The organism is Erythrobacter sp. NAP1, assembly GCF_000152865.1.
GTDB lineage: Bacteria > Pseudomonadota > Alphaproteobacteria > Sphingomonadales > Sphingomonadaceae > Erythrobacter.
In genome coordinates, this window is sequence record NZ_CH672390.1 from 786,221 (window position 1) to 799,709 (window position 13,489).

A 13,489-nucleotide genomic window follows, 5' to 3' on the forward strand; every position below is an offset into this window, starting at 1 on the left:
GTGGCCAGTCATTCTCGCACCACGATTGCGAACCCCATTGCCGCAATCCATTCAGGCATCGCGTTCAGATGGAATGATATACAAGCGCTGAAAAGCCGATCCAGACCGTGAACATAATCGAATAGGTCCATCGACGCGGCCAAAACCATATGACGACCAGTGTGGCCGCTCCTGTACCGGTTAGCGCGATCAGCGCACTGCGAGCAGCGACCATTGCCTCGCCCGTCAGCGAAGACTGGATTGCGATGCTGGTCCATTGAGCCGGCAAAAGGGCGAGGAGCCAATTCGGAAGCAATCCCGGCTCCGCGACGGCGGTCAGCACAATGGCAGCCTCACCCGCGACAATTGCGAGAGCAACCAGCCAGCCCTTGTTCGACGCTGACCTGGCGAACAAGGCGCCGCGCGCTGCGAAACTGAAGCTGGCAGCAGAGATGGCCAAGGCAGTAGCAAGGGTGCTCGCTGCGGGCGCCATGCCTACTACCGTTCCAACGACGAGCAGGCTCACCCCTGCCAGCAAGGCGAGCAGCACCCCGACCCAGAGCCGAGTTGCGGTAGCAGCACCAATCATACCAGAGCCCATAAGGCCAACGGCAAGAATTGGCGCGGTTGCCAAGGTCAATGTCGCTTGCCCGCCGATCTCATGGACCGAAATCATCGCTGCCAAGGGCACCACAATGCCAACCAGAGCGGTACAAGCCCAAGCTAGCGACGGAAGCACCGGGGGATGTGCATGAGAACTGGCATTCATTGCGCGGACACTGGTTCACTGGGACTCGATTGTCGAGCGGCAACTATTGCTGCTCTTAGCGCGCGTATCACTGGTGTGGACCATGCCCGGCGATCAAATCAATCCTCGCGCCATGTAGTGGTCAACCGGGGCAGGGGGCTCGCCGGTATCGAGGGACACCTCGGCAAAAGCCTTATCCTGTGTGAGAAAGACTTTCCCGTTCAGCTCTTCGATAAAATGCGTGCGCTTGAGCCGATCCATCACGGGGCCTTTGACCTCGGATAGGTGGAGGCCGATCCCTCCGTCGCCGAGCCTGTGGTTGATCGCCTCCAGACTTTCGAGACCGGAAGCATCGACCTCGTTGACCGCGCTGCACATCAAGATGACATGCCGAACCGAAGGCCGGTCAGCCACCTCCTCCAGCACATATTCTTCGAGCCAACGCGCGTTGAGATAGGTCAGTGCCTCGTCGATGCGGATCGAGAGGACGTGCGGCACCGTGAACACCTTGTGGCGAGCGATATTGCGGAAATGCTCGGTCTCCGGAACGCGGCCGACAATCGCTGCGTGGGGCCGACTGGCGCGCCACAGGAAAAGAACCAATCCAACCCCGACTCCCGCAATTACGCCCATCTCGACCCCCGCGATAAGGGTTATTGCGATGGTCACGGCATGCGCTGTGAAATCGGTTTTGGAATAGCGCCACAACTGACCGGGCGTCTTGAGGTCGACGAGACTGAGGACCGCTACGATTATGGTCGCTGCCAAGGTGGCAATGGGCAGGTTGAACAGAAGCGGTGTTAGAAAGAGCGTCGCGAACGCGATTCCGACAGCGGTTAAAGCTCCTGCCGCTGGCGTCTGCGCGCCTGCGTCGAAGTTCACTGCCGAACGGGCGAACCCGCCGGTCACCGGATATCCGCCTGACAGGGCACTTGCGATATTCGCCGATCCCAAGCCGATGAGCTCCTGATCGGGAGAGATACGCTGCCGACGCTTGGCCGCGAGGGTCTGTGCGACCGATACGCTTTCGACAAAGCCGATGACCGAAATGAGCAGGGCTGGGACCCAGAGCTGCTCAATGAGCGAGATATTGGCGCCGGGGAGGGCGAATGGCGGCAAGCCTTGCGGTATCGCCCCGACCAGGCGGACATCTTTCTCTCCCAGGTCGAGCGCGATCACAGCGATTATCGAAAGGGCAACAGCGAGGATCGGACTGGCTTTGGAGACGAGGTCAGCAGGCCTTTTACGTAAGCCGATTGCCTGCAAGGCTGACGATCCGCCTTTGCGCACCCAAAACAAGAAAAGGGTTGCCGGGATGCCTATTACGAGCGTCCAGACATTCGTATCGCCAACAGCCACCGCCAATGAGCCGAGCATTGCGGGCCAGGTATCGCCGCCCGCATCTACGCCGAGAATATGCTTTATCTGGCTCGTGGCGATAAGGATGCCCGAGGCGGTGATAAATCCGCTGATGACCGGGTGGGACAGCAGATTGGCAAGAAATCCGGCGCGCAGGAGGCCAAGAATTGCCAGCATTGCTCCCGATAGCATTGCCAGAGTGATCGCGGCTTCCAAGTACTCGGCAGTGCCTTGAGCAGCAACTGATCCGGCAGCGCTGGCGGTCATGAGGGAAATGACCGCGACGGGTCCAACAGCCAGAGTCCGGCTTGTGCCAAAGATCGCATACAGCATGAGAGGCAGGATCGAAGCGTACAGCCCAACCACCGGAGGGAGCCCCGCAAGCAAGGCATAGGCAAGGCTCTGCGGGATCAGCATGATCGTCACGATCACCGCGGCCATCAGGTCATCGGCGAGGATTGATCGATTGTATTCGCGGCCCCACTCGAGGATCGGGAGATAGCGCGATAATTTTGATCGCACGGCGCTTGGCTCTCGGAGGGTTGTCACGGCCGCTTAGAGCTTTGCCGCTCGATGGATCGCCATTCCCGCGATCATGCTGACGACGAAAATACCGGCAGAGACAGGTTCGACGACTAGTGCGCCGATTGCAGGACCAGGGCACAGGCCAGCAAGTCCCCATCCGACGCCGAACATAGCTGCTCCCATGACCAGATTGCGGTCAATTTTTCGGGTCTGTGGAAGATTGAACTGACCCGCCATCGCTGGCCTAATCATGCGTCCCTGGATCAACCACGCAAGGGCCATAACCAGGATAGCGCCGCCCATAACGAAGGCGAGCGTTGGGTCCCAATTTCCAAGAATATCCAGAAAGCCTCGAACCCTGCTTGGGTCCATCATTCCCGAAATCGCCAATCCTGCGCCAAACAGGGATCCTGAGGCGAGCGAGATCAATCCTTCGCGCATCACCAGCTCCATCCTGCAGCGTTTGCGAGCGCCACTGTTATCATGCCGCTGACGATGAATGTGCAAGTCGCGACTAGTGAACGGGGCGACAGCCGCGACATTCCGCACACGCCATGCCCGCTGGTGCAGCCGCTTCCCAAGCGCGTGCCGAACCCAACGATGATCCCGCCAATCACCAACAGAGCCACGGATGAGGGAAAGTCAGATTGGATTGGCGCTACAAACGCATTCACAAACAGAGCGCCGATCAAGAGCCCTCCCAAGAACAGCCAGGCAGCGAGAAGGGGCAGGCTTGACTTGTTGAGGTCCAAGGCGCGTGCGGCGATACCACTGATGCCCGCGATCCTTCCAGAACCAAGCAGCAATAGTGCAGCAGCCAGTCCGATCAGCAGACCGCCGATGAAGCCTTCCAAGGGCATAGCGTTCGGAAATCCGGGCAGGGTCATAGCGTGTCCACCGGTACCTTGATGTAGCGGATCCCATTGCTTTCCGGCGCGGGAAAGCTTCCGGCGCGCATGTTCACCTGTACGGACGGGATCATCAGCTTGGGGGTTGCCAGAGTTGCGTCCCGTTTCGTTCTCATGGCGACGAAGTCCTCCTCGCTAATCCCTTCGCGCACATGGATGTTGCCAAGCCGCTGCTCGCCAACACTTGATATCCATCGCAATTCGTCTCGGCCTTCGGGAAGGTAATCGTGATTGAGAAACATCCGCGTGTCGTCGGGTAGCTCGAAAATGCGGTGAATAGAGCGGTAGAGCGTGCGCGCGTCACCGCCGGGAAAGTCGCATCGCGCGGTCCCGTAGTCGGGCATGAACAGGGTATCGCCGACAAAGGCAGCATCACCGATGAGGTGAGTCATGCAAGCCGGGGTGTGACCGGGCGTGTGAATGGCTCGCGCGCCGATGGTTCCGACCTTGTAGGTTTCGCCATCCCGGAAGAGATGGTCGAATTGCGAACCGTCGAGCCGGAAATCTTCGTCCGCATTGAAGAGCTTTCCAAATACCTTTTGAACTTCGGAAATATGCTCACCAATGGCGAGCTTTCCGCCCAATTCGGACCTCAGATAATGGCCCGCCGAAAGGTGGTCGGCATGGATGTGCGTATCGATGATCCATTCGACCGTCAGCCCATGTGCCCTCACATGCTCGGCGATCTTGTCAGCGGATTTGGTCGAACTTCGTCCTGAAGCCTGATCGTAGTCAAGCAGCGGATCGATGATCGCGCAGCGACCTGTGTCGGGATCAGCCGCGATATGGCTGATGTTGTTGGTTTCAGTGTCGAGGAAAGATGTGACGTCTGGGGTGTTCATGACCCGGCTCCCTCTTCGGCCAGACTAGCGACAAGCGGGCCTTGTGCTTCGTCGCCGCAGAAACGGTGATAGAGAAATTCCATGATGGCGACCGCATCTTCATCAACGATGCGATAGAAGATCGACTGTCCATCGCGGCGCGCCTCGATGATGCCCTCTCGGCGTAGGACCGCCAGTTGCTGAGACATTGCCGGTGCCTTTCGATCCAGCGCCTCAGCAAGATCGCCAGCGGCCATCTCACCTTGAGCCAGATGGCAAAGCACCATCAGCCGATCGCGATGAGAAAGCAGCTTGAGCAACGCGCTCACTTTTGACGCAGTCTTTTCCATTTCCTGTAATTGCATAATTCATAAAATATGCAATTACAGGCTAATCGTCAAGGGTCTGCGAGTTCAACAAGGCCGGGAGATTTGCGCTTAATCCTCTGAAACCCAGGTACCGCCGAGGGCAAGATTGAGGGCGACCCACTGGTCGATGCGGGCTCGCCTTATCGACACCAGATTGCGCTCGGCGGCGAACAGGCGCTGTTGAATGTTGAGGACGTCAATCAGCGCGATCTCGCCTTCCTGGTACTGCAATTGAGCGAGTATGTAGGCGGTGCTCGATTCCTCTGCGGCGGTTTCGAGTATCAATTCTCGCCTTCCGAGGACTTGCACCTGGTCGAGATTGTTTTCGACATCCTGAAACGCGGACAGGGCTGTTGATGCGTACAGCTCTATTGCGGCACGACGGTTGGCGTCCGCATCGTCCTCCTGGGCTCCGCGTAATCCTCCATCGAAGATCGGCTGAAGCACGCTGCCGACCACCGACCATAGAAGGCTGGGGCCGTCGAGTATGTTGGTGAGGTCGGTAGAGGTTCCACCCCCGCTGGCGGTTAGCGACACGAGCGGAAGCTGAGCCGCGCGCGCCTGATCAAGATTTGCAAAGGCCGCTGCGACCTGGCGCTCTGCCGCGATTATATCAGGCCGCCTTTCCAAAAGCTGCGACGGAACACCGGCAGGAGGAGGCGGCGGCGTTTCGGGAAGTTCCACCGACACGATGGCGCGGTCGGCCGGATAGCGACCGAGCAACACCTCAAGAGCGCGCTTGGCAATTCGTGCGCTGACTTGTGCTTGTTCAAGGCTGTCGCGCGCTGTTTCGAGATCGGTCCCGGCCGTTGCTGTATCCTGCCGAGAGGCAAAACCTTCGCGGTATCGCACGCGAACGATCCGGTCGATCTCCGCCAATGCGTCGACCGTGCGCTGAGCAACGCCGACCTGCTGTTCCGCCTCGATCGTCGCGAAATACGCGCTCGCGACACCTTGAGCGAGCGCATACTGCGCAAATCTGAGATCCGCTTCGACGGCCTGCGCGCTGGCATAGGCAGCGTTTCGCCCGGCGCGCACACGGCCCCAGAGATCAACTTCCCACTGCGCTTGTGCAGTGAGCGTGTAAACCGGGTCCTGGATCGCAAAAGGTTGCGGACTGTCAGTGCGATCGACGCTGAAGTTTCCGTTCAACTGCGGGAAGAGCGGCGCACGGGCTTGTCGAACCAGCGCGCGGGCCGCGTCGAGGTTGGCTGCAGCTACGCGAATGTCGCGGTTGTTGGCCTGCGCTTCGAAAACAAGTTCGGTCAACACCGGATCGCCAATGGCTTCAATCCAGCCGACACGAATTTCTCCGGGAACGCTACCGTCGACCACCCATTGGTCCGGTAGCGTGGGCAGACTTTCGCTCACGGCCTCCGCAACGTCGCTGTCTGTGCTCAGCGTCGCGCACCCTCCAAGCATCACGCTGAAGGCCAAGAGCGGGGCGAGGGTGCTTCGGTTCACGTTGGTTGCTCCTCACCGGTCTCATCATCGGAGATGCCAAAAACGACCGCATAAACCACGGGAACAATGACCAGAGTAAGCGCGGTCGCGAAGCTGAGACCAAAGACCAGCACAACAGCCATCGACTTGAAGAATGCATCGAAAAAGAGCGGGAGAACGCCGAGAACGGTTGTGCCTGACCCAAGGAGCACCGGACGAACGCGGCTGGCCGCGCTATCGACCAGTGCCGTAAAGCGCGGCTTGCCTTCCGAGATTTCGAGGTCGATCTGATCCACCAGGACAATGGCATTCTTGATCAGCAGGCCTGCGAGCGACAGCACGCCAAGGATCGCCATAAATTCAAACGGCACACCCATCAGCACCAACCCGAGCACCACGCCGACGAGCGACAGCGGAACCACCGACCAGATCACCAATGGTTGCCGCAAAGCATTGAATAGGAGGATCACGACAAGGATCATCGCTCCGAAGCCAAATGGTATGGCGGTCATCAGGTTGCCGTTCGCTTCTTCGGAATTACCAGACTCGCCATCCCATTTCAGAGCGTATCCTGGCGGAAGCTCGATTGCCTCGACGGGGCCCTGAATTCTCGCCTGAAGGTCGCCAGCGAGTACGCCGGGAGCGGGGTCGGCTTGCGCCTTGATCGACCAGAGATTGTCGGTTCGGCGAAGGCGGCTGTCTCGATAGATGGTGGCGATGCCATCGGTGACCTGCTCAATTGGAACTGCGGCGCCAGTTGGAGAGATCACCTGGATCGTGCCCATGTCCGACACGTCCTGGCGCTCGTTCTCAGGCGCGCGCGACATGATCGGGATGAGGTCGTCGTTCTCACGATATACTCCGACCTGCTGGCCCGAGTAATTGCGGGCAAGGGCAGCGCCCACATCCGATCGGCTCACGCCTGCGCGACGGCCTTTCACTTCCGAATAGACAGGTTCGATCGCGGGGACAGGCTGGCGCCAATTGTCCTTGATCGCGATGGCGCCCCCATCCTCGCGATAGATATCTTGCGCTTCCCGCGCGAGCCTGCGCAGGACTTCGGGGTCTGGCCCGCTGAAGGTTGCCTCGATCTTTGATCCCCCTCCAGGGCCGAGGATAAATCGCCAGACCTTGCCTTGCGCTTGCGGGAAGTTCGCATCGAGATGGGCCTGGACCTTGGGGATCATGTCATCGAGACGTGTATAGTCATCGACCTTGACCAGTATCTGCCCGTAAGCCGAGTTCGAGCTCTCGAACTGATAGACAAGCATATACCGCAGCGTTCCTCGCCCGACGAGCGAATGGACATGCTCGACCCCGTCAAGGCCAGCAAGATACGTCTCCAGCTCCTTTATGTCGGCATCTGTCTGCTTGATATCCGTCCCTTCCGGAAGCCAGTAATCGACCACCAGTTGCGGCGTGGTCGAAGCTGGGAAGAAGCCCGGCGTGACGAGAGAGAACCCGGCAAGCGATGCGACGAACAGCGCTGCCGCCGCGCCCAGGGTCACGAACCGCCGATGAATGGCAGCGGTCACGACTCGTCTGAACGCGGCCATCGCCTTTCCGTCGCCCTTTTCTTCCATGGGAGTGCCGCCCGATCCTTCGTGGCACTGATCCTCGACCGACTTGAAAAGGATTGAGCAAAGAAACGGCGTGAGGGTGATCGCAAAGATCCAGCTGAACATCAGCGAGATCAAGATCACCCGGAACAAGTCACCTGTGAATTCGGCGGTATCGCCTGGCGCCAGCCCAATTGGCGCGAAAGCGAGAATTCCGACAATTGTGCCGCCGAGCAGGGGCCAGATTGAGCGCTTCACCACAACACTTGCAATGTCGATCAACCGCCGTCCGCGCTGGCAACCGGTCAAGATTCCGTCTGCGACGACGATGGCGTTATCGACCAACATACCGAGCGCGATTATGAGCGCGCCGAGCGAAATGCGGTGCATGGGAATATCGGCCAGATACATCGTGCCCAGCGTCGCCGATATCGTGAGAAGCAGGCCAATTCCGATCACGAGGCCTGATTTCCACCCCATGAAGATGAACAGCGTGCCGATCACAATGGCGAGGGCGATGAGGACATTGATGACGAAGTTCGACACCGACGCATCGACAATCTCGCCCTGGTTGTAAAACTCCTGCAGCACGATGCCCGCAGGCCGCTCACCTTCAATTTCAGCGAGCCTTTGCGACAGCCGTTCTTCCACCGCGACAATGTTCGATCCTGCGACAGCCGCTACGCCAAGTACGATCGCTGGCTTGCCGTCGAAATAGGCGAGAAACTCGGGCGGGTCCTGATATCCGCGTGATACCTCTGCGATATCGCTGAGCTGTACGGTCCGCCCATCGCCGGGGGAAACGAGCAGGTTCGAAATCGCCTCTACGGAATCGATGTCGCCGGTGGGAGTGATCGTCAGACGCCGCCCGTCGACCTCCGCACTGCCTCCGGCGACCACTGTGTTTTGTGTCGACAGTTGTTGAAAGATCGCGTCCACCGTCGTGCCCAGCGCCGCTGCATTCTGACGGGTGATTTCGACATAGATGACCTCCTGCTGGTCGGCGGCGATATTGACTTTGCCGACACCGTCAACGGCCAGAAGGTCCTGCCGCAATCGCTTGGCGTAGTTGCGCAGCTCAGCCATCGAGAAGCCGTCACCCGTCAGCACATAATAGATGCCGAAAACGTCGCCGAACTCGTCGAAGACCATGCTTGATCCACTGCCGGGCGGCAGGTCGCTGGCCGCGTCACGAACCTTATTGCGCAGCTTGGTCCAGATGATCTGGAGATCTTCCTTGCTCGGCGAGGCGGAAAATTTGATGTCGACGGAAATCTCGGAGAAACCCGCCGACGACACCGAGCGGATCTCGTCCACTTCGGCCATATCCTGCAGTGCTTCTTCGAGAGGGGCAGAGACTTCGCGTGCGACTTCTTCCGGGGTTCCGCCGGGGTAGGGGGTGAAAACCTGCGCGGTGCGGATGGTGAACTCTGGGTCCTCGAACCGCGGCATATTGCCATAGGCGAACCAGCCCGCGAACAAAGACAGTATAATGACCAGCCACATGATGAGCCGGTTCTTGATGCTATACGCGGCGATATCCATCGAGCGGGCCGGCGCCTTACTGCGCCCAGGGGCGAACTTTGTCGCCTTCATTCAAATAGGCACCGCCCGCTGCGACGATTGTCTCCCCGGTCTGTAGTCCGTCCGTAACCGTGAGGTACTCGCCCACTTCCTGGGCAATCGTCACGTCGCGCCGTTCCAGAGCGCGATCAGGCCCGTTCACGACCCAAACGTATCGCTGTTCCCCTTCGGCCATGACGGCAGCCAGCGGGACGGCAACGCCAAGCATCTCTTCAGGAACGTCGATGATTTCGGTGTCGAAGAACATTGTTGCCGTCATGCCTGTCAGGACGACGAGGTCTGCCGGCGGTTCAAAGCGAAAGTGTCCCTCAAAAGTCTGCGTTGAACTGTCGGCTTGTCCAGTCGCTTCGCGGAATGTGGCTGGAAACTGGCGATCGGGGGCTGCATCGAGCTCAACGAAGACATTGAAGTATCTGACCCGGTTGGAGTTGAGCACGAAACTCGCAGGGACATTGACCACGGCTTCAACCGCGCGGCTCTGAAGGACGAGGACGGCCTGTTGGGGAGCGACGTTTTGAAATTGCTCGACATAGGTGACGCCAACAAAACCGCTGAACGGAGCGCGAAGGACGGTGTCCGACAGGTTCTTTTTCGCGGTGTCGAGATTTGCCTTGGCAACCTGTCGCTGCGCCTCGCGGCTCTCCACCACGCTGCGAGAAATCGCATCCTCTTCGATCAGGCGAAGTGCACGTCGATACTCGCTGTCCGCGTTCGAATACTGCGCCTCCGCTTGTGCGACTGCGGCCTGAAAGCTTCGCGCGTCAAGCCGGGCGATCACATCGCCGCGCTGGAATTCTTCCCCGTCGATGGCATTCCATTCGACGATCTGGCCGCCAACCTGAAAGGCTAGATCGGTCGTACGCACCGAGCGCACGACGGCTGGAAGGCTGTTCGCGCGTTGGTTCGAAGCCTGTTCCAATGTCAGCAATTTTGCCGGGACTGCCGGTTCTTCGACTACGATCTCTACATCGTCAGCACATGAAGCCATGCCGAGTGAGAGGATCGCGGCCAGTATCCAGCGTTTAATCTGCATAGGTTCCACCACCTTAATGCAAGAGCCAGGCGGGAGCAGCTTTCAAGCGGAGAGGGACTTGCGCTGGCTTGGCTCTCCCTTCGCTCTACACATCCTTTGGGCTTGGTCAAAGCCGACAATAGTCGCGTATCTGATCGTGTTGATGGGAGGCTGCCGGCGCCAATGGCTCAGTGTGTCATGTCGATGACCTTTTCCAAGCCAAGAGCTCGACGAAAGGCAAGGTCGTGCGAAACGCACAGAATAGCGCCGTCATAATCGATCAGCGCCTGTTCGAGCAGTTCGATCGCATAGATGTCGAGATGGTTGGTCGGCTCGTCGAGTATCAACAATTTGGGCGGTTCCGGCGCGCTAAAGAGGCAGGCGAATGCAAGCCGCACTCGTTCTCCCCCTGATAAGGTCTGAACATCGCGCTGGCCCCACTCAGATCGGAAGCCGTATTGAGCAAGGGCTGCGTGGGCCGACTGCCTGTCGAGAGCCGGATTGTGCCTTCTGATTGCCTCCAGTGCGGACTCGGTTTGCTTCAGAAGCGAGAGATGCTGATCGAGGACTGCTATAGCGTTCCGATCGCAACCCAACGAGCCCGCGCTCGGCGGAATCTCGCCCGAAATGATCCGCAACAGGGACGTCTTGCCGCTGCCATTTGGGCCGTTGAAAGCGATACGCTCCGGGCCGGTGATGCGCAGATCAAGTGGGCCAAAAACATGCATTCCGGAAAACTCGCAGCAGATGGCCGACGCATCCAGCAGCACGTGGCCATTCAAAAGCCGTGAACGCGGCAGCTCTATGCGAACTGGAACCACGCGCTCTACCAACGCCGCTGCATTTGATACGGCATCTATCGTATCCTCGACTTGCTCCTTGCCGATTGCGAGGTTGCGCGCCGATGTCTTCTCGGCGCGGCCCTTCTGAACATTGATTTCGAGCTTTGAATCATCGCGGCGGGCGGCTCCTTGCCTCCCCTGCCTGCTGCGCTGAGCCTGTCGTTCGGTGCGGGCTTGCTGGGCCGCGCGAGCCTGGCTTGCATCGCGCTCGGCCTGGTCCAGCGCGTCTTTCGCTTGCTCTCTGATCGCATCACGCTGAGCCTTGAAAGTCGACCAGCCTCCGCCAACGCTCAAGGCACCGGCAGGAGACAGTTCGATAATGCGATCCATGCTTTCGAGCAATTCGCGATCATGGCTGGCAACGAGCACCGGACCATCCCAATCCTCCAAAAGCTTGGCGACCATCGCACGCCCCTCCTCGTCGAGGTCATTGGTGGGCTCATCGAGCAACAGGATGTCAGGCCGTGCGATCTGCAAGCCTGCGATCTTCACACGGCATTGCTGGCCTCCACTCAGACTATGTGCAGGACGTTCGAGCGAGATATCAGGCAATCCCACCTGCGAGAGCGCATGTTCAAGGCGTGAAGGAAGGTCCCAATCGGCATCTTCAAGGTCGGTGCCTTGCGCCTCTCCTCGTTCGATCCGGGCAAGGATTGATAGCTGGCACTCAACGCCCAAAGCCTCAGCAACGCTGACGCCCTTTTCGAACGCCCCTTGCTTCATGATGCCAATCGTACCGTCAGCCGTGACGGAGCCAGAAACCAAGCCGCTACCCGCGGCTATGGCAGTCAGCAGAGTGCTTTTCCCGCATCCATTGCGGCCGAACAGTCCAACGACCTCGTGCGAGATCGTCTCGGAAAGCGGGGGGAAGAGTGGATTGAGAAGGTCGGCGCCAACGCATACGCCGTTGAGATGAATATGAGACATGAGAACATCCGAGCAAAAGTTGTCTGTACGACGAACGATCAGCTTAGTTGTTCATGCGAATTCACTCCGTTTGCGTTGCGCGTCAACTAGCTGCGTCCTTGGCCGAATTCAAGTTAGCGCGAACGCGTGGCTCGGGCCGTCTCCCGAAAACAGGCCGCTGCAAAGAAATTCAATTCGTATGGCACTTTATCGCAATCATGTCCGAGATTGCATTACCCTTGTTCCCCCCAACGCAGCGAAAAGTCAGGAACAGCAAAGGGTTGTCGCCGTTGTGTATGAGAGCGCCATCCCCCTCGGCCTCGCAACTCAAGGGATACTCATGTCAGTCCAAGCCAGCGGGCAAATCGCAATGCCAAATAATCCGCCAGTGAACATTCCAATACGCAGCCACGGCACTTTGCCGAACGCCCATGGCTCGGCTAGCGAAAAGCCACGCAACCCATGGCCGGAAGCGAAATCGAAGCGCAAGAAATCGGTTTCTTCGCGCTCCTTCAAGAAGCAGATGGTGGAAGCTCAGGTGCCGCTCAAGCGCTTTGCTGTGCGTCTCTGCAAGAGGGAAGATCTGGCAGAGGATTTGATGCAGGAAACGCTTATGAAAGCGTGGGCGGCGCGCAATCAGTTCAAACCAGGCAGCAACTTCCTGAGCTGGGCATTCACAATCCTTCGCAATACCTGGTTGAACCAGATCCGGCGCAACAAAAAGTTCGTGGGTGAATACGATGAGCGGGCAGCTGAGAACATTCTTTCGATGCCCGCATCGCAAAATGCGTCAATGGCATTGGCCGACCTGCAACGCGCAATGTCCGAATTGCCTACCGATCAGCTCGAAGCCGTGATGCTGGTCGGGCCGGGCGACCACACCTATGAGGAAGCTGCCGAGATCCTCGGTTGCGCTCCGGGTACAGTAAAGAGCCGCGTATCGCGTGCACGGTCGGTTCTCGGTGACATCATCGAGGATGGTAAACTCAAAATGCCGATCGAAAACACCGAGGATGCGACCGAAATCGCCGAGGTCTTCGTCGAGGCCATCGAGACAATCGAGCAGGGCGGAAACATCGAGGATGTCATCAACCTCAAGCGGTGAGGCTAACTCTCATTGAACGAATAGAAATTAAAGCGCCGCGCTCCAATTGATGGGGCGCGGCGCTTCTTTTTTTTTGGAGCGAGTCCTTCGTGTCAGGCGGTCTGCAGACCACTGCGTGGACCGAATACCAGCCACAGGATCACGCCGATCACAGGCAGCGCGAAGATGGCAATGGTCCACACCAGCTTCGCGGCGATAGAAGCGCCCGAGCTCCAAACGCTGAAGAGCGCCCAGATGTTGAGTACGAGGACAAGAAGGCCAATGAGTCCATATTCCATGGTGAATTCTCTGTTCTTTGGTTAGGGGGAAGCGCGCAGCATTGCTGCGGCA

General features: G+C 58.7%; 12 protein-coding genes. 1 reads left to right on the forward strand and 11 read right to left on the reverse strand.

The genetic code is table 11. From position 1 onward, the window contains the following. Positions 1 to 64 precede the first annotated feature (64 nt). From NAP1_RS03635 to NAP1_RS03680, 10 genes are all read right to left on the reverse strand, one after another. On the reverse strand, positions 65 to 568 hold the full coding sequence (locus NAP1_RS03635) for a hypothetical protein (protein WP_162013459.1): 504 nt from the start codon (positions 566 to 568) through the stop codon (positions 65 to 67). A 273-nt stretch (positions 569 to 841) separates the two neighbouring features. After that, a complete protein-coding gene (locus NAP1_RS03640; protein WP_241761174.1) occupies positions 842 to 2,635 on the reverse strand; it encodes a SulP family inorganic anion transporter in 1,794 nt (597 codons plus the stop codon). A gap of 6 nt (positions 2,636 to 2,641) precedes the next feature. Then, entirely contained in the window at positions 2,642 to 3,052 is a 411-nt protein-coding gene (locus NAP1_RS03645; protein ID WP_040464695.1) for a DUF6691 family protein, read from the reverse strand. Then, on the reverse strand, positions 3,052 to 3,498 hold the full coding sequence (locus tag NAP1_RS03650; RefSeq protein ID WP_007163882.1) for a YeeE/YedE family protein: 447 nt from the start codon (positions 3,496 to 3,498) through the stop codon (positions 3,052 to 3,054). The genes NAP1_RS03645 and NAP1_RS03650 overlap by 1 nt, the downstream gene beginning before the upstream one ends. Then, positions 3,495 to 4,361 (reverse strand): MBL fold metallo-hydrolase, encoded by an 867-nt coding sequence (locus NAP1_RS03655; RefSeq protein WP_007163883.1) that lies wholly within the window; start codon positions 4,359 to 4,361, stop codon positions 3,495 to 3,497. Before NAP1_RS03655 ends, NAP1_RS03650 begins: the two co-directional genes overlap by 4 nt. Beyond that, positions 4,358 to 4,690, reverse strand: a complete 333-nt coding sequence (locus tag NAP1_RS03660; protein WP_007163884.1) for a helix-turn-helix transcriptional regulator — start codon at positions 4,688 to 4,690, stop codon at positions 4,358 to 4,360. Before NAP1_RS03660 ends, NAP1_RS03655 begins: the two co-directional genes overlap by 4 nt. 87 nt (positions 4,691 to 4,777) lie before the next feature. Continuing rightward, the gene (locus NAP1_RS03665) at positions 4,778 to 6,172 is read right to left on the reverse strand and encodes an efflux transporter outer membrane subunit (protein ID WP_007163885.1); all 1,395 of its coding nucleotides are present in this window, start codon (positions 6,170 to 6,172) and stop codon (positions 4,778 to 4,780) included. Next, complete coding sequence (locus NAP1_RS03670) at positions 6,169 to 9,255, reverse strand: efflux RND transporter permease subunit (protein ID WP_007163886.1); 3,087 nt, start codon at positions 9,253 to 9,255, stop codon at positions 6,169 to 6,171. Before NAP1_RS03670 ends, NAP1_RS03665 begins: the two co-directional genes overlap by 4 nt. Before the next feature lie 16 nt (positions 9,256 to 9,271). Further along, the gene (locus NAP1_RS03675) at positions 9,272 to 10,327 is read right to left on the reverse strand and encodes an efflux RND transporter periplasmic adaptor subunit (protein ID WP_007163887.1); all 1,056 of its coding nucleotides are present in this window, start codon (positions 10,325 to 10,327) and stop codon (positions 9,272 to 9,274) included. Positions 10,328 to 10,494: 167 nt separating this feature from the next. Further along, positions 10,495 to 12,075: an ABC-F family ATP-binding cassette domain-containing protein gene (locus NAP1_RS03680; RefSeq protein ID WP_007163888.1), complete on the reverse strand. Its 1,581-nt coding sequence runs from the start codon at positions 12,073 to 12,075 to the stop codon at positions 10,495 to 10,497. On the opposite strand from NAP1_RS03680, the gene NAP1_RS16265 reads away from it, so the two are divergent. Then, positions 12,074 to 13,159: a sigma-70 family RNA polymerase sigma factor gene (locus NAP1_RS16265; RefSeq protein ID WP_083776250.1), complete on the forward strand. Its 1,086-nt coding sequence runs from the start codon at positions 12,074 to 12,076 to the stop codon at positions 13,157 to 13,159. The two genes, NAP1_RS03680 and NAP1_RS16265, sit on opposite strands and share 2 nt — an antisense overlap. 92 nt (positions 13,160 to 13,251) lie before the next feature. On the opposite strand, the gene NAP1_RS03690 is transcribed toward NAP1_RS16265, so the two are convergent. After that, the gene (locus NAP1_RS03690; protein WP_007163890.1) at positions 13,252 to 13,437 is read right to left on the reverse strand and encodes a PLDc N-terminal domain-containing protein; all 186 of its coding nucleotides are present in this window, start codon (positions 13,435 to 13,437) and stop codon (positions 13,252 to 13,254) included. Positions 13,438 to 13,489: the final 52 nt, after the last annotated feature.